Genomic DNA, 19,980 nt, shown 5'->3' with positions numbered 1-19,980 from the left:
CGTCGTCCGGGACGGGTCCCGGAGGAGAGGGATCAGCGCGCGTAGTACTCGACCACGAGCTGCTCCTCGCAGGTCACGGGGACCTCGGAGCGCTTGGGGCGACGGGAGAGGGTGGCCTGGAGCTTCTCGATCTCCACGGTCAGGTAGCCCGGGGTGGTGGGCAGGACCTGCTGGTGGGCGCCGGCGGCGGCCAGCTGGAAGGGGACCATCTTCTCGGAGCGCTCGTGCACGTGGATCATCTGGCCCGGCTTCACGCGGAAGGAGGGGATGTCGACGCGCTTGCCGTCCACCATGATGTGGCGGTGCACGACGAGCTGGCGGGCGGCCTGGATGGTGCGGGCGAAGCCGGAGCGCAGCACGAGGGCGTCGAGGCGCATCTCGAGGAGCTCGACCAGGTTCTCACCGGTCAGGCCGGCGGTGCGCTTGGCCTCCTCGAAGTAGCGGCGCATCTGGGCCTCGCGGATGTTGTACTGCGCGCGCAGACGCTGCTTCTCCTTCAGGCGCACCGCGTAGTCGGAGTCCTGCTTCTTGCGGGCGCGGCCGTGCTGACCGGGGCCGTACGGACGGCGCTCCATGTACTTCTCGGCCTTGGGGGTCAGGGCGATGCCCAGAGCGCGGGAGTGCCGCACGGTGCGGCGGGTGCGCAGGTTGCCACTCATGGTGGTTCCTTCTTTCCTTGACATGCGACACGGTTCGGGTTTGTCTCCGCGCCCCGTCAAGCACCCGCGCGGGCGCGGGCGACGGTGAGGGCGTGGAACCTGGCCTCCGCGTGATCCTCCGGAGAGCTGAGGGGCGTGCCGCCGCCCGTCATCCACTGATGCGCTGCGCGGTCCGCGCCGGAGCGCAGGCACACGGGGTGCCCGCCGATCGGCGCGGGGGGATCAGTCTGCGGCGCAGCGCCTGCCAGACCGGTCAACCCTACCAGAGCCGTGGGCTCAGTCCTGCCCGCGGACGATGCGCCGCAGGGCCGCCACCTGGTCCACGAGCCGCTTCTCATGGCCGATGGGCTTGGGCCGGTAGTAGTCCTTGCCCACGAGCGGGTCCGGCGGGTACTGCTGGCGGGCGACGGCGTGCGGCTCGTCGTGGCTGTACACGTACCCCTTCCCGTGGCCGAGGTCCGCCGCGCCGGCGTAGTGGGCGTCCCGCAGCGGCGGCGGAACGAGCCCGCCGTGGCCCGCGCGCACGTCCGCGATCGCCTCGTTGATCGCCGTGTAGGAGGCGTTCGACTTCGGCGCCGTGGCCAGGTGCGTCACGGCCTGCGCGAGGATGATCCGCCCCTCCGGCATGCCGATCAGCTGCACCGCCTGGGCGGCGGCCACGGCGGTCTGCAGCGCGGTGGGGTCGGCCATCCCGACGTCCTCGGAGGCAGAGATCACGAGCCGCCGGGCGATGAACCGCGGGTCCTCCCCCGCCTCGAGCATCCGCGCGAGGTAGTGCAGCGCCGCGTCCACGTCCGAGCCGCGGATCGACTTGATGAACGCGGAGATCACGTCGTAGTGCTGGTCGCCGTCCTTGTCATAGCGCTGGACCGCGTGGTCCATCGCCTGCGCGGCGTCCTCCGCGGTCACGGTCACGGGCGTCCCGGCCTCGGCGCCCTCTCCCCCGGTGGACGGGTCGCCGTCCGCCTCCGCGGGATCCGCCCCCTCGGCCGCGGGGCGGTCGTCGCGCGCCCGGTCCAGTCCGACGCCGGCAGCCGCCTCCAGCACCGTGAGGGCCCGTCGGGCGTCGCCGGCGGCCATGCGCACGATGTACTCCCGGGCCTCGTCCGTGAGGGCGACCGCGCCGTTGAGCCCGCGCTCGTCCGCCACCGCGCGGTCCACGAGCCCCACGATGTCCTCCGCGGTGAGCGGCCGCAGCGTCAGCAGGAGCGACCGCGAGAGCAGCGGCGCGATCACCGAGAAGCTCGGGTTCTCCGTGGTGGCGGCCACGAGCACGACCCAGCGGTTCTCCACACCGGGCAGCAGCGCGTCCTGCTGCGCCTTCGTGAACCGGTGGATCTCGTCCAGGAACAGGACGGTGGTGCGGCCGTAGAGGTCGCGCTCGCGCAGGGCCTGCTCCATCACCTGGCGCACGTCCTTCACGCCCGCGGTGATGGCGGAGAGCTCCGTGAAGGTGCGCCCCTCGCCGCGCGCGATCACGTGCGCGAGCGTCGTCTTCCCGATCCCGGGCGGCCCGTACAGGATCACCGAGCTCGGGCCCGCGGCCTGCGAGGCGGGGTCCGGCTGGGCGAGCTTGCGCAGCGGCGAGCCGGCGTGGAGCAGGTGACGCTGGCCCAGGACCTCGTCGAGGGAGCGTGGCCGCATGCGCACCGCCAGCGGCGCGGACGGGTGCGTCCCGGCGACCGTCCCGGCGGGGCCGGGGTCGTCGTCGGGGGTGAGCGCGGCGGAGAAGAGGTCGTCCATCCCCTCCAGCGTAGGCCTCCCCCGTGCCGGTCACCCCGTGGAGAGGTGGGCGTCAGCGCGGGGTCACCCGCGGTTCACCCGCATGGCATAGATCTCAGGGGTACCCCCGCACCCCAGCACAGGATCCCCATGCGCACCCTGCACCGCCTCGCCGCGGCGACCTCCGTCGTCGCCCTGTCCGCCGCCGTCGTCGCCCCGATGACCGCCGCCGCCCCGCCCGCCCACGCGAAGGCCCACGGGCGCTCCGCGGCCGTCGCGTCCGGCGACGCGGCCGGCAGGTCCGTCGAGCTGACCCCCGCCGGCACGCACGAGACCGGTGTGTTCGGCGAGTCCGCCGCCGAGATCCCGGCCTTCGACCCCACCACCGGCCGCCTGTTCGTGGTCAACGCGGAGAAGGGCGCGATCGACGTGCTGCGCGTCGGCGCCGACGGCGCCCCGACCGCGGAGACCGCCCTCTCCGCCGAGGGCCTGGCCACCGCCGACGGCTCCATCACGGACGAGGGTGCCACGGTGAACTCCGTGGCCGTGTCCGGCGGCGTGATGGCCGTGGCCGTGGAGGCCACGGACAAGACCGGCCTCGGCTGGGTCGTGTTCTTCGACACCGAGACCCTGGAGTACCTCGGCGGCGTCCGCGCGGGCGCCCTGCCGGACTCCATCGCCTTCTCCCCGAACGGCGAGTACGCCGTGGTCGCCAACGAGGGCGAGCCCGCCGACGACTTCTCCGTGGACCCGGAGGGCACGATCTCCGTGATCTCCGTGCCGAAGAACGTCCAGCAGTTCTCCCGCCTGTCCCAGGACGACGTGCGCACCGTGGACTTTCGCGCCTACGACGAGGGCGCCGCGCTGCCCGAGGGCGTCCGCGTGTTCGGCCCGGACGTGCAGGTTCCGGAGGGCCAGGAGGAGGCCGGCTACGTGGCCCGCAACCTCGAGCCCGAGTACGTCACCATCGGCGACACCGGCCGCACCGCCTACGTCTCCATCCAGGAGGCCAATGCGATCGTCGCGATCGACCTGAAGTCCGCGTCCATCGAGGACTTCTGGGCCCTCCAGCTCACCGACTGGTCCCAGGACGGCGTCCTCGACGTCTCCAACGACGACGACGCGATCTCCCTGCGGAACTGGCCCGTGATGGGCGTGCCGATGCCCGACGGCATCGACTCCTACCGCTGGCGCAGCCAGGACCTCGTGGTCTCCGCCAACGAGGGCGACTCCCGCGAGTGGGGCGACTTCGTGGACGCCGAGCGGGTGAAGGACCTCGAGCTGTGCAAGGCCGAGTACCCGGACGCGAAGGCCCTGCAGAAGAAGGGCGCCCTGGGCCGCCTCAACGTCATCACGGACCTCGGCTACGACGCCGAGCGCGAGTGCTACTCCCAGCTGCACGCCTTCGGCGGCCGCTCCTTCTCCATCTACACCGCGGACGGCGAGCGTCTCTTCGACTCCGCCGGCATGATCGAGGAGCAGATCGCCGCGCTCATCGAGGCCGGCGAGCTGCCCGAGTGGGCGTTCAACGCGAACAACGACGAGACCCCCTCGTTCGACTCCCGCTCCGACGACAAGGGCGTCGAGCCCGAGTCCGTCGTCGTGGGCCAGATCCAGGGCCGCACCTACGCGTTCGTGGGCCTGGAGCGCATCGGCGGCGTGATGGTCTTCGACATCACGGACCCGACGCAGGCCACCTACGTGGACTACGTCAACGAGCGCAACTGGGACGCCGAGGGCGACGACGCCGAGGCCGGCCTGGGCGACATGGGCGCCGAGGGCCTGACCTTCGTGCCCGCGCACGAGTCCCCCTCGGGCGTGGCGCTGCTGATCGTGGCCAACGAGGTCTCCGGCTCCACCACCGTGTACGAGGTGAAGCCGACCCGGGCCCGCTGACCCGCCGCGCCCCTCGCCCGCCGCACCCTCACCCGGTGCACGCGGGTCGACTTCTCGGAGGTGTCCAGCCCGGGCATCTCCGAGAAGTCGACCCGCGTTCTCGGGGGCGGCGACGTCCCCGGGGCGGGAGGCCGACTCAGCGGGGCCCGTCCGCGGCCCCGCGCAGGTGCCGGACCGCCAGCAGGACCATCCCCAACCCGGCCACGGCCAGGGCCAGCCACGCCCCCAGCACCCAGCCGACCCCGAGGGCCGAGCCCGCGATCCCGCCCAGCAGCGTGGCCGGCGGCACGGACCCGCGGCTGAGGGTGCGGCGCATGGCCGTGACCCGGCCGAGCGCCCCAGGCGAGCACGCGCGGGCGAACACCGCCCCCTGGGTGACGTTGCCGAGCACGATGAAGAACCCCCACGCGACGTTGCCGGCGAGCAGCCAGGCCGGGGCGTGCGCCCGGTCCACCAGGGCCCCCATCAGCAGTCCGACGGCGACGACGCACCCCGCCGAGCCGACGACGAGCACCGTCCGCTCCCCCAGACGGTCGAGCGCGCGCCCCACGGCCGCCGACGCCGCCAGCGCCCCGACCGCGCCGGCGGTGAGCTGGAAGCCGAGGAACTCCGGGCCCAGCCGCAGGTCCGTGAGGATCCACACCGCCTCCACGGGCGCGAACAGCGCCATCCCGACGTTCCCGACCGTCGACGCCAGTGTGAGCGCCCACAGCACCGGCGTGCGCCGCAGCGTGGTCCAGCCCTCGGCGGCCTCGGCGAGGAAGCGCCGCCACACACCCAGGGTGGCGGCGGCCGCGGGGGCGTCGGGCTCGGCCTGCGGCACGTTCACCCCGTCCTCGTCCCCGTCCACCGTCTCGGCGGCCGCCACCGGCGCCATCCGGACCGTGGCCGCGGTCAGCCCCGCCGCCGCCAGCAGCGCGGCCGCCAGCCCCGCCACCGGCCCCGCGCCGAGCGCACCCACGGCCAGGCCCGCCGCCGCGGGGACGGCGACGCCCAGGGCCGCGTCCGCGGACTCGAGGCGCGCGCTTAGGAGGGCGACGCCGTCGGGGCCCGTCACGCGCGGCACCAGCGTGGTCTGCGTGGTCTCGGCGAGCACCGTGAGCACACCGAGCCCGGCCATCACGGCGGCCAGGTGGGCGAAGGTCAGGGCGTCCAGGGCCCAGGCGGCGACGAGCGTGCCCAGCAGCGCCCCCTTGGCCAGCCCGGCACCGGCCAGCAGCCGCGGACTGAGGTGCCGGTCCACGAGGATGCCCAGCGGCACGCCCAGGAAGAGGAAGCCCAGGCCGGACAGCGTCATGAGAACGCCCATCTCGGCGGCGCCCACACCCAGGGCGAGGACGGCGATCACGTCCAGGGCGACGTCGGTGGCCGAGCGCCCGGCGGCGTCGAGGGCGTTGGCCGCCACGAGGCGGCATGCGGAGCGGCGGGCGGGCCCGTCGTCGTGGGCGGCGGGCGGGACCGCCGGATGGGACGATGGGGCCATGCGTGCAGTATGTCAGCGAGCCCGGTCCGCGTCCGTGAGCGTCGGGGGCGAGGTGGTCGGCGCCTTCGAGGGCGAGGGCCTCGTGGTCCTGCTCGGGGTGTCCGTGGACGACACCGAGGCCGAGGCGGTGCAGACGGCCCGCAAGGTCGCCGGCCTGCGGATGCTCGACGGGGAGCGCTCCGTGACCGACGCCGACGCGCCCGTCCTGGCGATCAGCCAGTTCACGCTCTACGGGGACGTGCGCAAGGGGCGCCGGCCGTCCTGGACGCGCGCGGCGAAGGGCGAGGCCGCCGAGCCGCTGTACGAGCGGTTCATGGCGGAGCTCGAGGCGGAGGGCGTGCGCGCGGAGCGCGGCGTCTTCGGCGCGGAGATGGACGTGTCCCTGACCAACGCCGGGCCGTTCACGCTGCTCGTGGACACGGACGACCTGGCGGCCCCGCGCCGGGGCTGAGGGGCGGGACGGAGGTCAGCCGCGTCGGCGGCGCGCCCACACCGCGACCGCCACGACGCCGACGGCCAGCCCCACGCCCAGCGCGAGGATCCAGCGGACCCACCAGGGCCAGTCCGTGGCGACGTCGATGAGCATCGACGTCATGAAGGTGGCCAGGAGCGTGGGCAGCAGGCGCACCGACGTCGGCGGGACCCCTTCGGACCCCGCCGACGCGCGGTGCTCGGGCCGATCCGGCATCAGCGCAGCTGCGCCTCGTCCGCCGCGGTCCGCTCGTCGTTCTGCTTCGCCTGGGCCTCGGCGGTCTTCTCCCCCGCGCCCTTCGTGGGCTCCGGCGTCGCGTCCACGCCGGCCTCCTTGCGCTGCTGCGGCGTGATCGGCGCCGGGGCGGCGGTCAGCGGGTCGTAGCCGCCGCCGGTCTTCGGGAAGGCGATGACCTCGCGGATGGAGTCGGTACCGGCCAGCAGGGCCACCACGCGGTCCCAGCCGAACGCGATGCCGCCGTGCGGCGGGGCGCCGTACTTGAAGCCCTCGAGCAGGAAGCCGAACTTCTCGTTCGCCTCCTCCTGGGACAGGCCCATGACCTCGAAGACGCGCTCCTGCATCTCCTGGCGGTGGATGCGGATGGAGCCGCCGCCGATCTCGTTGCCGTTGCACACGATGTCGTACGCGTAGGCCAGGGCCGAGCCCGGATCGGTGTCGAAGGTGTCGGCGAACTCGGGCTTGGGCGAGGTGAACGCGTGGTGCACGGCGGTCCACGTGCCGGAGCCCACGGCCACGTCGCCCGAGGCGACCGCGTCGGCGGCGGGCTCGAACATGGGGGCGTCGACGACCCACACGAACGCCCAGTCGGCGTCCTTGGCCTCGATGCCGTTGCCGGCGTCCGTGAAGAGCTCGCAGCGGCGGCCGATCTCCACGCGGGCCGCGCCGAGCAGCGCGCGGGCCTCCTTGGCGGAGCCGGCGGCGAAGAACACGCAGTCGCCGGGCTCGGCCCCGACGGCGGCGGCAAGGCCGGCCTTCTCCTCGTCGGTGATGTTCTTGGAGACCGGGCCGGTCAGCGAGCCGTCCTCCTGGACGAGCACGTAGGCCAGGCCCTTGGCACCGCGCTGCTTGGCCCACTCCTGCCAGGCGTCCAGGGTGCGGCGCGGCTGGGAGGCCCCGCCCGGCATGACGACGGCGCCCACGTACTCGTTCTGGAACACGCGGAAGGGGGTGTCCTTGAAGTACGCGGTGAGGTCGGTCAGCTCGAGGCCGAAGCGCAGGTCCGGCTTGTCCGAGCCGTACTTCTCCATGGCCTCGGCGTACGTCATGCGGCGGATCGGGGTCTGGACCTCGACGCCCACGAGGCCCCACAGGGCCTGCACGATCTTCTCGCCGAGGGCGATGACGTCGTCCTGCTCCACGAACGAGGCCTCGATGTCCAGCTGGGTGAACTCGGGCTGGCGGTCGGCGCGGAAGTCCTCGTCGCGGTAGCAGCGGGCGATCTGGTAGTACTTCTCGATCCCGCCGACCTGCAGCAGCTGCTTGAACAGCTGCGGGGACTGGGGCAGGGCGTACCAGGAGCCGGGCGCGAGGCGGGCGGGGACGAGGAAGTCGCGGGCGCCCTCCGGCGTCGAGCGGGTCAGCGTGGGGGTCTCCACCTCGGTGAAGCCCTCGCCGTGCAGCAGCTCGCGGGCCGTGCGGTTGGCCTCGGAGCGCAGGCGCATGATGCGGCTCGGCTGCGGGCGGCGCAGGTCGAGGTAGCGGTGGCGCAGGCGCGCCTCCTCGCCGACCTCCACGTGCTCGTCCACCTGGAACGGCAGGGCGGCCGCGGTGTTGAGCACGGTGACGTCCTCGGCGATCAGCTCGACCTCGCCCGAGGCGAGGTTCGCGTTCTCGTTGCCCTCGGGGCGGCGCTCCACGGTGCCGGTGACCTGCAGGACCCACTCGTTGCGCAGCGGGTCGAAGTCGGCCTCGTCCCGCACCACGACCTGGGCGCGGCCGGACGCGTCGCGCAGGTCCACGAAGGCCACGCCGCCGTGGTCACGCCGCTTCGCCACCCAGCCGGTGACGGTGACGGTCTGGCCGATGAGCGAGGCGTTGAGCTCGCCGAGGTGGTGGGTGCGCAGCACGGGGTGTCCTCTCCGTCCGGTGTCCGCCGGACGAGGTGCGGGGTTCATGTGATGGTCGGTCCGCCGTGGTATCCCTGGGGGACACGCGCGCGGACCGTCGCACGCGAGTCTACTGGCCGCCCGCCGGCGCCAGGCCACCACCGTCCCCTCTGACCAGGAGGCCCCGTGCTGCAGCGCCGCCTGACCCTGCCCCATGCCATCGCCATCGGCCTCGGCTCCATGATCGGTGCGGGCGTCTTCACCGCCATCGGCCTCGCGGCCGCCCTCACGGGCGGGCATCCGGGGCTGCTCTTCGCGGCACTCGGCCTGGCCGTGCTCACCGCGCTGTGCAACGCGCTCTCCACCGCCCAGCTGGCCACGGTGCACCCCCAGTCCGGCGGCACCTACGTGTACGGCCGCCGGCAGCTGCACCCCCTCGCCGGCTTCCTCGCCGGCTGGGGCTTCGTCACGGGCAAGACGGCCTCGGTGGCCGCCATGGCGACGACGGTCGGCCTCTACCTCTTCCCGGACCAGCCCCTGGCCGCGCGCCTGGCGGGCGTGGCCGCCGTCGTCGTCCTCACGGGCGTGGCCATGGCGGGCGTGACCCGCACCGCGCAGGCCACCATGGCCATCCTCGTGCCCGTGGTGGCGGTGCTCGCCCTCACGACGGCGGCCGGGCTGGCCCTCGGCGATCGCGGCGCGGGCGACGTGGCGGGCGGCCTCGGGGACGCCCCCATGGCGGGCGTGCTCATGGGCGCGGGCGTGCTGTTCTTCGCGTTCGCCGGCTACGCCCGCGTGGCGACGATGGGAGAGGAGGTCATCGACCCGCGGCAGACCATCCCGCGGGCCATCCTGATCGCCCTGGGCCTGACCGTCGGCCTCTACACGCTCGTGACGCTCGGGCTCCTCGCCGCGCTCGGCCCGAGGGGCCTGGCGCTCTCCCCGGCGCCCGTGCGCGAGGCACTCGAGGTCACCCTGGGCTCCGGATGGGGCTGGCTCGCCCTCGTCGCCGCCGGCCTGGCCAGCGCGGGCGCGATGCTCAACCTGCTCACCGGCATCTCCCGCACGGCCCTGGCGATGGCCCGGGAGTCCGACCTGCCGCGGCCGCTGGCCCGCGTGCACGAGCGCACCGGCACGCCGTGGGTCGGCCAGCTGGCCGTCGCGATGGCCGTGATCCTGCTGGTGCTCACCACCGACATCCTCACCGTGGTGGGCTTCAGCTCCTTCGGCGTGTTGGTCTACTACGCCGTGGCCAACCTCGCGGCGCTCACCCTGCGCGGCGGCGAGGACGGCAGGGACGCCGCGCTCCCCCGCCCGCTGCGGGTCCCGCGGGCCGTGAACGTGCTGGGCCTCGTGCTGTGCCTGGTCCTGGCGTTCACCCTGCCGCCTCTGTCCGTGGTGGCGATGCTCGCGGTCTTCCTCATCGGCGTGGGCGGACGCGCCTTCGTGCTGGCCGGGCGGGACCGGCCCCCGCGCTGAGGCCGGAGGCCGTCAGGCCGATGCGGGCCGTCGGCGACGACGCTCCTGGCGAGCCGCGGCGATGCCGGCCACCGGGCCCAAGAGCGGCACCGCCAGCGTCACCACGAGCCACAGCAGGCGCCAGAACGGGTCCATGGGCGTGCGGGCCAGCAGGACGACGGCGGCCACCGCCAGGGCCACCAGCAGCCCGCCGAGCACCAGCACGGTGATCTCGTACGGCTGCGGGACCAGCGGGTTCGGCTCCCCGGCGGTGAGGAGGGTCAGGACGGCGGTGGGCAGCTCCATGGTGGCATCCTCGGCGTCGGCCATGACCCGCCTCACGGACAGGCGGGTCGGACGGGCATCGGTCAGGCGGGGTCGACGTCCTCCGCGCGCGTGATCTGCGGCAGCAGGTCCTCGGTGGGCAGGGTCCAGTCGGCCGGGTCGGCCGCGGTCTGCTCGCCGGAGCGGATGTCCTTGACCTCGTGGGTGCGGGTGCCGGCGTCGTCGCGACCCATGAACCACACGTAGGGGATGCCGCGGCGGTCGGCGTACTTGATCTGTTTGCCGAACTTCTCCGCGCTCACGGCAACCTCGGCCGGGATGCCCCGCTCGCGCAGCAGCGCGGCCACGTCCTGCGCCTCCGACCAGTCCGCGTCCTGGGTGAGCGCGACGTACACGGCGGTCGGCACGGAGCGTGAGGCCACGGCCATCTCCTGCGAGAGCATGCGCATCACGAGGCGCGTCACGCCGATGGAGAGGCCCACGCCCGGGAAGACGCGGTTCCCCTTCGACGCCAGCGCGTCGTAGCGGCCGCCCGAGCAGATCGAGCCGAGCTGCTCGTGGCCCACGAGCACGGTCTCGTAGACGGTGCCGGTGTAGTAGTCGAGGCCGCGCGCGATCGAGAGGTCCGCGACGGCGCGCCCGGGGGCGCGGCGGTGCAGCGTGCCCACGACGTCGGCCAGCTCGGCCAGGCCCTCCTCGAGCAGCTCGTCCTCCACGCCGAGGGCGCGGACCTGCTCGACGAAGGAGGTGTCCTCGGTGCGGATCGCGGCCAGCTCGAGGGCCTGGCGCGCCTGCTCCTCGGTGGCGCCGAGCTCCTCCTGCAGCAGGCGGGCGACCTCGTCGGGGCCGATCTTCTCCAGCTTGTCGATGGAGCGGAGCACGCCCGCGGCGTCGGTGAGCCCGATGCCGCGGTAGAAGCCCTCGGCGAGCTTGCGGTTGTTCACGCGGATGCGGAAGTCGCCGATCGGCAGGGCCCCGAGCGCCTCGGCCATCACGAGCGCGACGTCGGCGTCGTAGCGCGGGGAGAGCTCGCCGTCGCCCACGACGTCGATGTCCGCCTGCGTGAACTCGCGGGCGCGACCCTCCTGGGGGCGCTCGCCGCGCCAGACCTTCTGCATCTGGAAGCGGCGGAACGGGAAGGCCAGGTGGCCGGCGTTCTCCACCACGTAGCGCGCGAACGGAACGGTGAGGTCGAAGTGCAGCGCCAGGCGCTTCGGGTCGTTCGGATCCTTGGCCGAGGTGCCCTCGGCGTCCTCGGCGAGGCGGGAGACGGCGTAGACCTCCTTGTCGATCTCGCCCTTGCGCAGCAGCTGGCCCAGGGTCTCGACGGCGCGGGTCTCGATGCCGGCGAACCCGTGGAGCTCGAAGGTCCGGCGCAGGGTGTCCAGCACGTGCTGCTCCACGAGGCGCTCGGCAGGGAGCCACTCGTGGAAACCGGAGAGGGAGGCCTTGCGGGACATGGGAATCCTTCGCGACGACGGTGAGGGGCGGTGGCGGGAACGGAGCACCGAGCCCGAGCACCGGCCCATTCTAGTCGGGGCCGCCGACGCGGCCGGTACGCTGGGGACGTTCGTGTCCATCCCGACCGGCCCGCGCCCCGCGTGCGCGTCGGCGCATCCAGGGAGAGTTCCAGCGGTGACCCACCAGCAGCAGCCCGACGACCAGCAGTCCCCCGCCCTCGAGGACGAGGCCGAGGCGACCGCCGCCCTGCCCGAGCAGGACGCCCCGAACCAGGACGCCGTTCCTGCCGAGGAAGCCAGCGCCGAGGAGCCCCCCGTGCCCGCGGAGGCCCAGCCGCTGGCCGTGGTGGTGCCCGACGCCTCCGAGCACGGCACCGCGCCGGCCGAGGACACCGCGGAGGCCCCGGCGGAGTCGTCCGCCGAGCAGGCCGCGCCCGCCGCCCGCCCCGGTCCGGCCTCCCCCGCCGCGATGCGCCCCGCGGCGCCCAAGGCCCCCGCCACTCCCGCCGCCGTGAAGCCGGCGCGCGCCGCCAAGGCCCCGGCCGTCGTCGCGCCCGCCGTGCCCCCCACGCCGATCGCCGAGGCCGCCCGCTTCGCCCGCGTGAGCGAGGACGGCCACGTCACGCTGCTGGACGGCGAGGACGAGGTCGCGGTCGGCCAGGTGCCGGAGGCCTCCACCGAGGAAGCGCTCAGCTACTTCGTGCGCAAGTACGACGACGTGCGCGCGCAGATGGCCCTGTTCCAGCAGCGCATCGCCGCCGGGGCCCCCTCGGGCGAGCTGGGCAAGGCCCTGGGCCAGATGACCTCCGCCGTGGACGAGCGCCACATGGTGGGCGACATGGCCGCGCTGCGCACCCGCCTCGCCGCCCTCGACACCCTCCTGGGCGACTACCGCGCCGCGGAGCAGGAGGCCCGCCAGGCCGCCCAGGCGGAGCAGCTGGCCGCCCGCGAGGCGATCGTGGCCGAGGCCGAGGGCTACGCCGGCACCGCCGCGGAGCGGATGCCGTGGAAGCAGGCCTCCGCGCGCATGGCCGAGCTGTTCGACGAGTGGAAGGCCGCGCAGAAGGCCGGCCCGCGCCTGTCCAAGTCGGTGGAGGACGGCCTGTGGAAGCGCTTCCGTGCCGCCCGCACCACGTTCGACAAGACCCGCCGCGCCCACTTCTCGCGCCTCGACGCGGCGAGCTCCGAGGCCAAGCAGGTCAAGGAGAAGCTGATCGCCCGCGCGGAGGAGCTCTCCTCCTCCACAGACTGGGGCGTGACGGCCGGCAAGTACCGCGACCTCATGGACGAGTGGAAGAAGGCCCCCCGCGCCTCCCGCAAGGAGGACGACGCCCTGTGGGCCCGCTTCCGCGCCGCACAGGACGTGTTCTTCGCGGCCCGCAAGGCCGTGGACGCCGAGGTCGACCGTGAATACGCCGCCAACCTGAAGGTCAAGGAGCAGATCCTGGCCGACGGCCAGAAGATGCTCCCCGTCACCGACCTCAAGGCGGGCCGCGCCGCGCTCAATGCGCTGCGGGGCCGCTGGGAGGAGGCCGGCAAGGTGCCGCGGGGCGACATGCGCCGCATGGAGGAGGGCTTCCGCAAGCTCGAGGACGCCGTCAAGGAGGCCGAGTCCGAGCACTGGCGCCGCACCGATCCGGAGACCAAGGCCCGCACCAGCTCGGCCCTGACGCAGCTCGAGGAGACCATCGCCGGCCTCGAGACGGACCTGGAGAAGGCCAAGGCCAAGGGCGACCAGCGCGGCATCGCGAAGGCCCAGGAGGCCCTCGACGCCCGCCTGCAGTGGAAGCAGGCCCTCGAGGCCGCGGCCTCCGAGCTGCGCTGACTCCTCCGCGGCGTCCCCCGAACGCCGGCTCCCGCACCCCCGTTCGGCACCTGTCCACAGGTGCCGAACGGGGGTGCGGCGTCTCTGGCACGCTTCGGTGCCATGAGCACCTCCCCCGCCCCTGCGCCCGCCGCGCCGCCGACGGCCGCACCGCCGGCCACTGCCCTCCCGACGTCGGCCCGCCGCGGGCTCGCGACGGACCTCGTTGTGGCCGGGGAGCACTTCACCGACGCGGAGCTGCAGGCGCTCGTGCACCGCGGCGCCATCGATCGGGTCCTCCCGGGCGTCTACTGCCGGTCCCGCGCGGCCCGCGACGCGGAGACACGGGCCGCCGCCCTCTGGCTCCTGGCCGGCCCCGTCCTGGCGGCCGGCTGGACGGCGGTGGGCCCGTCAGCGGCGTGGGTGCTCGCGGGCGGGCCGGCGCCCCCGCGGATCCACGCGGCCGTGGCGCACTACCACCGCCTGCCCGCCGGCGGCACGGTCCTGCCGTGGGCGCTCGTGCAGTCGGACGTGGCCGCGGGGCCGCAGGGGCACGCCGAGGCCGAGGCGGACGTGATGCGGGTCGGGCCGGCGCGCGTGACGACGCCGGCCCGCACCGTGGAGGACCTCCTGCTCACCGGGGACCCGGACCACGCGCGGCGCGCCGCGCACGTGATGGCCCGCCACGGGACGGCGGGGCTGACCGAGCGACTGGCTCGGCGCACGCGGCGGGCGGGCGTCGTCGCCGCCCGGGCCCGCCTCGCGGCGCTGCTCACTGCGCTGGAGGCGCCCGGGTGAGGGGCGCTCAGGTGCGGTGGACGTCGAACACGCCGTCGATCCGGCGCACCGCGTTGACCACGTGGCTCAGGTACATGGGATCGCCCATCTCGAAGACGAACCGGCTCATGGCCACGCGGTCGCGCGTGGTGTTCACGGACGCCGAGAGGATGTTCACGTGGTTCTCCGCGAGCACACGCGTGACGTCCGAGAGCAGGGACGTGCGGTCGAGCGCCTCCACCTGGATCTCCACGAGGTAGACGGTGTCCCGCGAAGGCGCCCACTCCACGGGCACCCGGCGCTCGGGCTCCTGCCCCAGCATGGTCGCCAGGTTGCGGCAGTCGGCCCGGTGCACGGAGACGCCAGAGCCGCGCGTGACGAATCCGTCCACCTCGTCCGGGGGAACGGGGTTGCAGCACCGCGCCAGCTTCGCCAGCACCCCGCCGTCGCCGGCCACGAGCACGCCGGCGTCGTTGGTGGCACGCTTCGGGGTGCGGCGCGTCTGCGCGGGGACGAGCGCTGCGAGGTCGACCTCGCCCACGGGGAGCTCCGCGGTCGGCTCCGCGGCGGGGGGTGCGGGCGGGGCCAGGCGCTCCTCGAGCCGCTCGCACACGGCCTGCGCGGAGACATGCCCGTCGCCCACCGCGGCGAAGAGGCCGTCCAGGTCGGCGTAGCCCATCTCCTCCGCGACCCCGACGATCTCCTCGCCGCCGAGCACCTTCTGCACGGCAAGGCCGGCCCGACGCATGCGTCGGGTGAGGGCCTCGCGGCCGCGCTCGGCCTGCTCGTCGCGGCGCTGGGTGGCGAAGTGGTGGCGGATCTTGGACCTGGCCCGCGGCGAGACCACGAACCCCATCCAATCCCGGCTCGGGCCGGCGTCCTCGGCCTTGGAGGTGAACACCTCCACGGTGTCCCCGTGGCTGAGCGGGGTGGAGAGCGGCACGAGCTTGCCGTTCACGCGCGCGCCGATGGTGCGGTGGCCGACGTCGGTGTGGATGGCGTACGCGAAGTCCACCGGCGTGGACCCGGCCGGGAGGGAGCGGATCTCGCCCTTGGGCGTGAACACGTAGACCTCGTCGGCGCCGATCTGGGTGCGCAGCGCGGAGAGGAACTCGTCCGGGTCCCGCGTGTCCTTCTGCCAGTCCATGACGGAGCGCAGCCACGCGGGCGTGGCCTGCGCGGGGGCCTGGGCAGCCGCAGCCGCCCCGGCCTTGTACCTCCAGTGCGCGGCCACGCCGTACTCGGCCTGGCGGTGCATCTCCAGCGTGCGGATCTGGATCTCCACGGGCTTGCCGTCGGGGCCGATGACGGTGGTGTGGAGGGAGCGGTACATGTTGAGCTTCGGGACGGCGATGTAGTCCTTGAACCGGCCCGGGATCGGGTTCCACCGCGCATGGATCACGCCCAGCACCGCGTAGCAGTCCCGCACGGTGTCCACGATGATGCGGATGCCCGTGAGGTCGTGGATCTGGTCGAAGTCCTTCCCGCGCGTGATCATCTTCTGGTAGATCGAGTAGTAGTGCTTGGGGCGCCCGGTGACGGTGGCCCGGATGCGCTGCTCGCGCAGCTGCTCCTCGATCACGCCGCGCAGGGACTGGAGATGCTTCTCCCGCTCCGGATTGCGGTCGCCCACGAGGCGCACGAGCTCCGCGTAGACCTTGGGCTTCAGAGCCGCGAACGCGAGGTCCTCGAGCTCCCACTTCACCGTGTTCATGCCGAGCCGGTGCGCGAGCGGGGCGTAGATGTCCAGGGTCTCCCGCGCCTTCTTGGCACTCGAGGCGGGTGAGACGTAGCGCCATGTGCGGGCGTTGTGCAGGCGGTCCGCGAGCTTGATGAGCAGCACGTTCACGTCCTGCGCCATGGCGATGACCATCTTGCGGACGGTCTCGGCCTGCGCGGCGGCCCCGTAGGTCACCTTGTCCAGCTTCGTGACGCCGTCCACGAGCAGCGCGACCTCGGGGCCGAAGTCCCGGCGCAGCTGCTCGAGCGAGTAGTCGGTGTCCTCCACGGTGTCGTGCAGCAGGGCCGCCAGGAGCGTGGGGCCGGTGACGCCGATCTCGGCGAGGATGGTGGCCACGGCCACGGGGTGCGTGATGTAGGGGTCCCCCGAACGGCGCATCTGCCCCGCATGGCAGCGCTGCGCGACCTCGAAGGCGCGCACGATCTCCATGAGCTCGGCGCGGGTGGCGCGCTGGCGCACGGTGCGCATGAGCGGCTCGAGCAGCGGCGAGTACTCGGTGGCGTGGCGGCCGGTGAGGCGGGCCATGCGGCCGCGGGGCCGCGCCGCGGCGGGCGGTGTCTGCGGCGCCGGGGGCGGGCCGGCCGGGGCGGGGTGCTGGTGCTGCTCGCTCATGGCGGCGACTCCTTCGGATACCGGGCCCGGCCCGCGGATGATGGGCGAGTCTACCCCGGGCAGAAGGACGGGGGCGGGGGGGCACGTCGCCGTGCCCGCCCGCCCCCGCCCGCCCCCGCCCGGGTCGCCGTCAGCGGATCAGACCGCCGGGACGCGCCCCTCACCGTCCTCGCCGTCCGCGCCGCGGGCGGCGGAGAGCTCGCCCACCCGCGCGTCGTGCGCCCGCACGTCCGCGTCGCCGCGGCGCAGGAGCGCGTACAGCGGGGCCTGGATGAAGAGCGTGGAGAGCGTGCCCACGATGATGCCCACGAACAGGGCCAGGGCGATGTCCCGCAACGTGCCGGCCCCGAGCAGTCCGGCGCCGATGAACAGGATGGAGCCCACGGGCAGGATGCCGACGATCGAGGTGGTGATGGAGCGGACGAGCGTCTGGTTCACGGCCAGGTTCACGTTCTGCGCGAACGTGCGGCGGGGGTCCTCGTGGTCCGTGGCCGTGTTCTCGCGGATCTTGTCGAAGACCACCACGGTGTCGTAGAGCGCGTAGGAGAGGATCGTGAGGAAGCCGATGATCGCCGAGGGCGTCACCTCGAACCCCGTCGCCCCGTAGATCCCGGCGGTCAGGGCCACCACGTACAGCATGCCCAGCACGGCGGCGAGCGACATCTTCCACGTGCGGAAGTACAGGGCCATGAACAGGGTCACCAACACCACGAACACGATCAGGCCGATGAGCGCCTGCTGGGAGACCGCCTGGCCCCAAGTCGGGCCGACGAACGTGGAGGTGACCTGGTCCTGTCCCACCCCGTAGGCGCCCTGGAGGTTCTCGGCCACCTGGCGGGTCTGCGCGTCGTCGAGCTGTTCGGTCTGCACGCGCATGGTGCCGGGCGCGATGTCGGTGACCGTGGGGTCCGAGTCCGGCACCACGTCGGCGACGGCCTGCCGTCCGGGCTCCACGTCCGTGGACTGGGCGGAGGAGACGGTGAACTCCGAGCCGCCCTTGAACTCGATGCCGAGGTTGTACCCGCCGCGCAGCGCGGTCAGGCCCGCGGCGAGGGCCAGGAGGATCCCGGCGAGGGCGAACCAGCGCCCCCAGCGCTGGACGAAGGGGTAGGAGGTCCGCCCCGAGTAGAGGTCGTTGCCCCAGGCTGCGAAGCGGTTCACGGCGTGTCCTCCTGTGCGGCGGCGCGCTCGGCGCGCCGGCGTTCGGCGATGGTCATGGGGGCCGCCCCGCGGCGCCCGCGGGACGGGCCGGCGAGGACGGACGCGGCGGCGTGCGCGCCCGAGGCGGGGGCGCCGTCCTCCTCGGCGGGGGTTCCCGGCGCGGCGACCCGGGGCTCCCGAAGGCGGCCCGCGCCCTGGTACAGCGCCGGCTCCTCCCCCAGCAGCGAGGGGTCCAGCCCGGACATGCGGTGCCCGCCGCCGACGAAGCGGGTCTGCGCGAGCAGCTGCATGATCGGGTGGGTGAACCAGAAGACCACGATGAGGTCGGCGATCGCGGTGAGGCCCAGGGTGAAGGCGAAGCCGCGGACGTTGCCCACGGCTACGAAGTAGAGCACGACGGCGGCGAGCAGGTTCACGGCCTTCGACGCGGCGATGGTGCGCTTGGCGCGCTTCCAGCCCTCGTGGACGGCGACGTCCACGGTGCGGCCCGCGCGCAACTCGTCCTTGATGCGCTCGAAGTAGACGATGAACGAGTCGGCCGTGAGGCCGATCGCCACGATCAGGCCCGCGATGCCGGCCAGGGAGAGGCGGTAGTTGTCCGTCCAGCCGAGGATGGCGATGGCGAGGTAGGTCAGGAGTCCGGCCACCACGATCGAGGCGAACGTCAGCAGGCCGAGGGCGCGGTACTGGAAGAGCTGGTAGACGGCCACCAGGGCGAGGCCGATGAGGCCCGCGATCAGGCCCCAGAAGAGCTGGTCCTGGCCGAGGGTGGCGGAGATCTGCTGTTCGGACTCGATGGAGAAGGAGATGGGCAGTGAGCCGTAGCTGAGCTGCTCGGCGAGCTGAGCGGTGGACTCCTCCGTCATGCTGCCGCCGCTGATCTGCGCGCTGCCGTTGGTGATGACGCCGTTGGACTGCGGCGCGGAGATGACCTCGCCGTCCAGGACCATGGCGAACTGCTTGCGCGGGTCGCCCTCCGGGTACGGGGTCAGGCGCTGCGTGACCTCGGCGAAGGTCTTGGCGCCCTCGGCGTCGAAGTCGATGTTCACGACCCACTGGTTCGTGGACACGCCGCCCGTCGCCTGGGCCATGCCGTTGGTGGCGCCGTCGATCTGGGTGCCAGGGATGACCACGGGGCCCAGGAGGTACTTCACGGACGGGGAGACGATGCCGCCGTCCGTCTCCTCCGCCGGCTGGCACGCCACGATCGCCTGGTCCGCGGGCTGGGCCGGGGCGGAGGGATCGCGGGGCACGGTGCAGTCCGCGCGCTGGAACTCGTCGGCGAGCTCGGGCGTCAGCCGGTTCGGGTCGTAGGCGTCCGTCGGCTCCGCGGTGGGCTTCGGGAACTGGTCGGCGGGAATGAGCTGGTCCTCGGGGGTGGCCTCGCCGGGGGCGGCCTGCAGCACGGGGCGGAACACCATGTCCGCCGAGGCCTGGATGAGGCGGCGCGTCTCGTCGTCGGGCACGCCGGGGAGGGAGACCACGACGTTCTCGGCGCCCTGGGTGGCCACCTCGGCCTCGGCCACGCCGGAGCCGTCCACGCGCTGGCGGATGATCTCCACCGCCTGCTGGAGCTGCTCGGGGGTGGCCTCCTCACCGGAGGCGGTCTGCGGGGCCAGCACCATCTGCGTGCCGCCCTCGAGGTCCAGGGCCAGCTTCGGGGCCCAGCTCGCCTGGCCGGAGGCGACGCCGAAGCCGAGGATCGCCGTGAGCGCCACGATCAGGGCGGCCAGCCAGGCCAGGGTGCGCGCGACTGAGCCGGTGGGGGATGTCTTCGCCATGCTTCAGGTGCTTCCGTCCGCGTCGGGGGCGGCCCGTGACCGGGCCGCCGGGTGGGTCTCAGGGGCGGTCGGTCCGCGGGGCGGTGCCCTCGTGGCCGGGGTCCACGACGTCGGCCGCCGTGGAGCCGGACGCAGCACTCTCCGGAGCGACGCGCGGGTCGGTGGTCGGCGCGGCGGTCGGCTCGGCGAGGACGGGACCGTCGGCCGCGGCGTCGACGCCGGTGGGCTCCACGACGCTGGCGATGCCCTGGAGGTGGAAGTCCATGCGGATCCCGGGGGCGACCTCGAGGGTCGCGCGCTGCTCGGACTCGTCGAGGCGCACCACGCGGCCGAAGATGCCGGAGGTGGTCATGACCTCCTGGCCCGGGGTGAGGCCGCGGCGCATCTCCGCCTGCTGCGTCTGCACCTTCTTCGCGCGGCGCATGGAGATGAACATGAGCACGGCCAGGGCCGCGAACATGAGCAGCATGAACATGCTGGAGCCGCCGCCGGCGGGCTGTGCGGCCGCCGCGGGGGCGAGGGCGGGGAGGGCGTGGTCGAGCGAGGACATGCGTCGGGCTCCGTCAGTCGAGGTCGGGGTCCGGGCCAGTCTAGGGGCCGTCC

General features: G+C 73.8%; 16 protein-coding genes. 5 read left to right on the top strand and 11 right to left on the bottom strand.

Annotation, left to right across the window (positions count from 1 at the left end; all coding sequences use genetic code 11):
* Positions 1-32: 32 nt before the first annotated feature.
* Together rpsD and NJC10_RS01680 are read right to left on the bottom strand one after the other, a co-directional pair.
* Positions 33-683, bottom strand: a complete 651-nt coding sequence (gene rpsD, locus NJC10_RS01685; protein WP_319074221.1) for a 30S ribosomal protein S4 — start codon at positions 681-683, stop codon at positions 33-35.
* Positions 684-935: 252 nt separating this feature from the next.
* Entirely contained in the window at positions 936-2,402 is a 1,467-nt protein-coding gene (locus tag NJC10_RS01680; protein ID WP_248115614.1) for a replication-associated recombination protein A, read from the bottom strand.
* A 129-nt stretch (positions 2,403-2,531) separates the two neighbouring features.
* Between NJC10_RS01680 and NJC10_RS01675 the strand changes: the two genes are divergently transcribed.
* Positions 2,532-4,277 carry a choice-of-anchor I family protein gene (locus tag NJC10_RS01675; protein ID WP_319074220.1) on the top strand — a complete coding sequence of 582 codons (1,746 nt, stop codon included), beginning with the start codon at positions 2,532-2,534 and terminating at the stop codon, positions 4,275-4,277.
* Positions 4,278-4,413: 136 nt separating this feature from the next.
* On the opposite strand, the gene NJC10_RS01670 is transcribed toward NJC10_RS01675, so the two are convergent.
* Complete coding sequence (locus NJC10_RS01670) at positions 4,414-5,760, bottom strand: MFS transporter (RefSeq protein WP_319074219.1); 1,347 nt, start codon at positions 5,758-5,760, stop codon at positions 4,414-4,416.
* On the opposite strand from NJC10_RS01670, the gene dtd reads away from it, so the two are divergent.
* Complete coding sequence (gene dtd / locus NJC10_RS01665; RefSeq protein ID WP_319074218.1) at positions 5,759-6,211, top strand: D-aminoacyl-tRNA deacylase; 453 nt, start codon at positions 5,759-5,761, stop codon at positions 6,209-6,211. The genes NJC10_RS01670 and dtd overlap by 2 nt on opposite strands.
* Before the next feature lie 15 nt (positions 6,212-6,226).
* Here the strand turns inward: dtd and NJC10_RS01660 are convergent, their stop codons facing one another.
* Positions 6,227-6,448, bottom strand: a complete 222-nt coding sequence (locus NJC10_RS01660) for a hypothetical protein (RefSeq protein ID WP_319074216.1) — start codon at positions 6,446-6,448, stop codon at positions 6,227-6,229.
* Positions 6,448-8,319: an aspartate--tRNA ligase gene (gene aspS, locus NJC10_RS01655; RefSeq protein ID WP_319074214.1), complete on the bottom strand. Its 1,872-nt coding sequence runs from the start codon at positions 8,317-8,319 to the stop codon at positions 6,448-6,450. The genes NJC10_RS01660 and aspS overlap by 1 nt, the downstream gene beginning before the upstream one ends.
* A gap of 165 nt (positions 8,320-8,484) precedes the next feature.
* Here aspS and NJC10_RS01650 point away from each other — a divergent pair, with 165 nt between their 5' ends.
* Positions 8,485-9,777 carry an APC family permease gene (locus NJC10_RS01650; protein ID WP_319074213.1) on the top strand — a complete coding sequence of 431 codons (1,293 nt, stop codon included), beginning with the start codon at positions 8,485-8,487 and terminating at the stop codon, positions 9,775-9,777.
* Positions 9,778-9,789: 12 nt separating this feature from the next.
* Here NJC10_RS01650 and NJC10_RS01645 read toward each other — a convergent pair whose 3' ends face one another.
* Both NJC10_RS01645 and hisS read right to left on the bottom strand, forming a co-directional pair.
* A complete protein-coding gene (locus NJC10_RS01645; protein ID WP_319074212.1) occupies positions 9,790-10,062 on the bottom strand; it encodes a hypothetical protein in 273 nt (90 codons plus the stop codon).
* Between the two features lie 62 nt (positions 10,063-10,124).
* A complete protein-coding gene (hisS, locus tag NJC10_RS01640; protein WP_319074211.1) occupies positions 10,125-11,501 on the bottom strand; it encodes a histidine--tRNA ligase in 1,377 nt (458 codons plus the stop codon).
* Positions 11,502-11,676: 175 nt separating this feature from the next.
* On the opposite strand from hisS, the gene NJC10_RS01635 reads away from it, so the two are divergent.
* Positions 11,677-13,326: a DUF349 domain-containing protein gene (locus NJC10_RS01635; RefSeq protein WP_319074209.1), complete on the top strand. Its 1,650-nt coding sequence runs from the start codon at positions 11,677-11,679 to the stop codon at positions 13,324-13,326.
* A 102-nt stretch (positions 13,327-13,428) separates the two neighbouring features.
* The gene (locus tag NJC10_RS01630; RefSeq protein ID WP_319074208.1) at positions 13,429-14,103 is read left to right on the top strand and encodes a hypothetical protein; all 675 of its coding nucleotides are present in this window, start codon (positions 13,429-13,431) and stop codon (positions 14,101-14,103) included.
* A 7-nt stretch (positions 14,104-14,110) separates the two neighbouring features.
* On the opposite strand, the gene NJC10_RS01625 is transcribed toward NJC10_RS01630, so the two are convergent.
* The 4 genes from NJC10_RS01625 to yajC form a co-directional block, all read right to left on the bottom strand.
* Positions 14,111-16,435, bottom strand: coding sequence for a RelA/SpoT family protein (locus NJC10_RS01625; RefSeq protein ID WP_413466368.1), 2,325 nt, complete (start codon positions 16,433-16,435; stop codon positions 14,111-14,113).
* A 138-nt stretch (positions 16,436-16,573) separates the two neighbouring features.
* Positions 16,574-17,596, bottom strand: coding sequence for a protein translocase subunit SecF (secF, locus tag NJC10_RS01620; RefSeq protein ID WP_298711141.1), 1,023 nt, complete (start codon positions 17,594-17,596; stop codon positions 16,574-16,576).
* Positions 17,593-19,377 (bottom strand): protein translocase subunit SecD, encoded by a 1,785-nt coding sequence (secD, locus tag NJC10_RS01615; RefSeq protein ID WP_319074206.1) that lies wholly within the window; start codon positions 19,375-19,377, stop codon positions 17,593-17,595. The genes secF and secD overlap by 4 nt, the downstream gene beginning before the upstream one ends.
* A gap of 58 nt (positions 19,378-19,435) precedes the next feature.
* Complete coding sequence (yajC, locus tag NJC10_RS01610) at positions 19,436-19,927, bottom strand: preprotein translocase subunit YajC (RefSeq protein WP_248115624.1); 492 nt, start codon at positions 19,925-19,927, stop codon at positions 19,436-19,438.
* Positions 19,928-19,980: the final 53 nt, after the last annotated feature.

The sequence above is a fragment of the Micrococcus sp. M4NT genome (genome assembly GCF_033790745.1).
In the GTDB taxonomy this organism is placed as follows: Bacteria; Actinomycetota; Actinomycetes; order Actinomycetales; family Micrococcaceae; genus Micrococcus.
The sequence above is the reverse complement of the archived record's forward strand: the minus strand, read 5'-3'. Positions and strand labels throughout refer to the sequence as shown.

Excerpts from the sequence above, each read along its gene's own strand:
- NJC10_RS01675 (WP_319074220.1), top strand. The coding sequence starts at position 2,532 with ATGCGCACCCTGCACCGCCTCGCCGCGGCGACCTCCGTCGTCGCCCTG.
- yajC (WP_248115624.1), bottom strand. The coding sequence starts at position 19,927 with ATGTCCTCGCTCGACCACGCCCTCCCCGCCCTCGCCCCCGCGGCGGCC.
- NJC10_RS01645 (WP_319074212.1), bottom strand. The coding sequence starts at position 10,062 with ATGGAGCTGCCCACCGCCGTCCTGACCCTCCTCACCGCCGGGGAGCCG.
- secD (WP_319074206.1), bottom strand. The coding sequence starts at position 19,377 with ATGGCGAAGACATCCCCCACCGGCTCAGTCGCGCGCACCCTGGCCTGG.
- NJC10_RS01630 (WP_319074208.1), top strand. The coding sequence starts at position 13,429 with ATGAGCACCTCCCCCGCCCCTGCGCCCGCCGCGCCGCCGACGGCCGCA.
- NJC10_RS01625 (WP_413466368.1), bottom strand. The coding sequence starts at position 16,435 with ATGAGCGAGCAGCACCAGCACCCCGCCCCGGCCGGCCCGCCCCCGGCG.
- dtd (WP_319074218.1), top strand. The coding sequence starts at position 5,759 with ATGCGTGCAGTATGTCAGCGAGCCCGGTCCGCGTCCGTGAGCGTCGGG.
- NJC10_RS01670 (WP_319074219.1), bottom strand. The coding sequence starts at position 5,760 with ATGGCCCCATCGTCCCATCCGGCGGTCCCGCCCGCCGCCCACGACGAC.
- NJC10_RS01660 (WP_319074216.1), bottom strand. The coding sequence starts at position 6,448 with ATGCCGGATCGGCCCGAGCACCGCGCGTCGGCGGGGTCCGAAGGGGTC.
- rpsD (WP_319074221.1), bottom strand. The coding sequence starts at position 683 with ATGTCAAGGAAAGAAGGAACCACCATGAGTGGCAACCTGCGCACCCGC.
- NJC10_RS01680 (WP_248115614.1), bottom strand. The coding sequence starts at position 2,402 with ATGGACGACCTCTTCTCCGCCGCGCTCACCCCCGACGACGACCCCGGC.
- hisS (WP_319074211.1), bottom strand. The coding sequence starts at position 11,501 with ATGTCCCGCAAGGCCTCCCTCTCCGGTTTCCACGAGTGGCTCCCTGCC.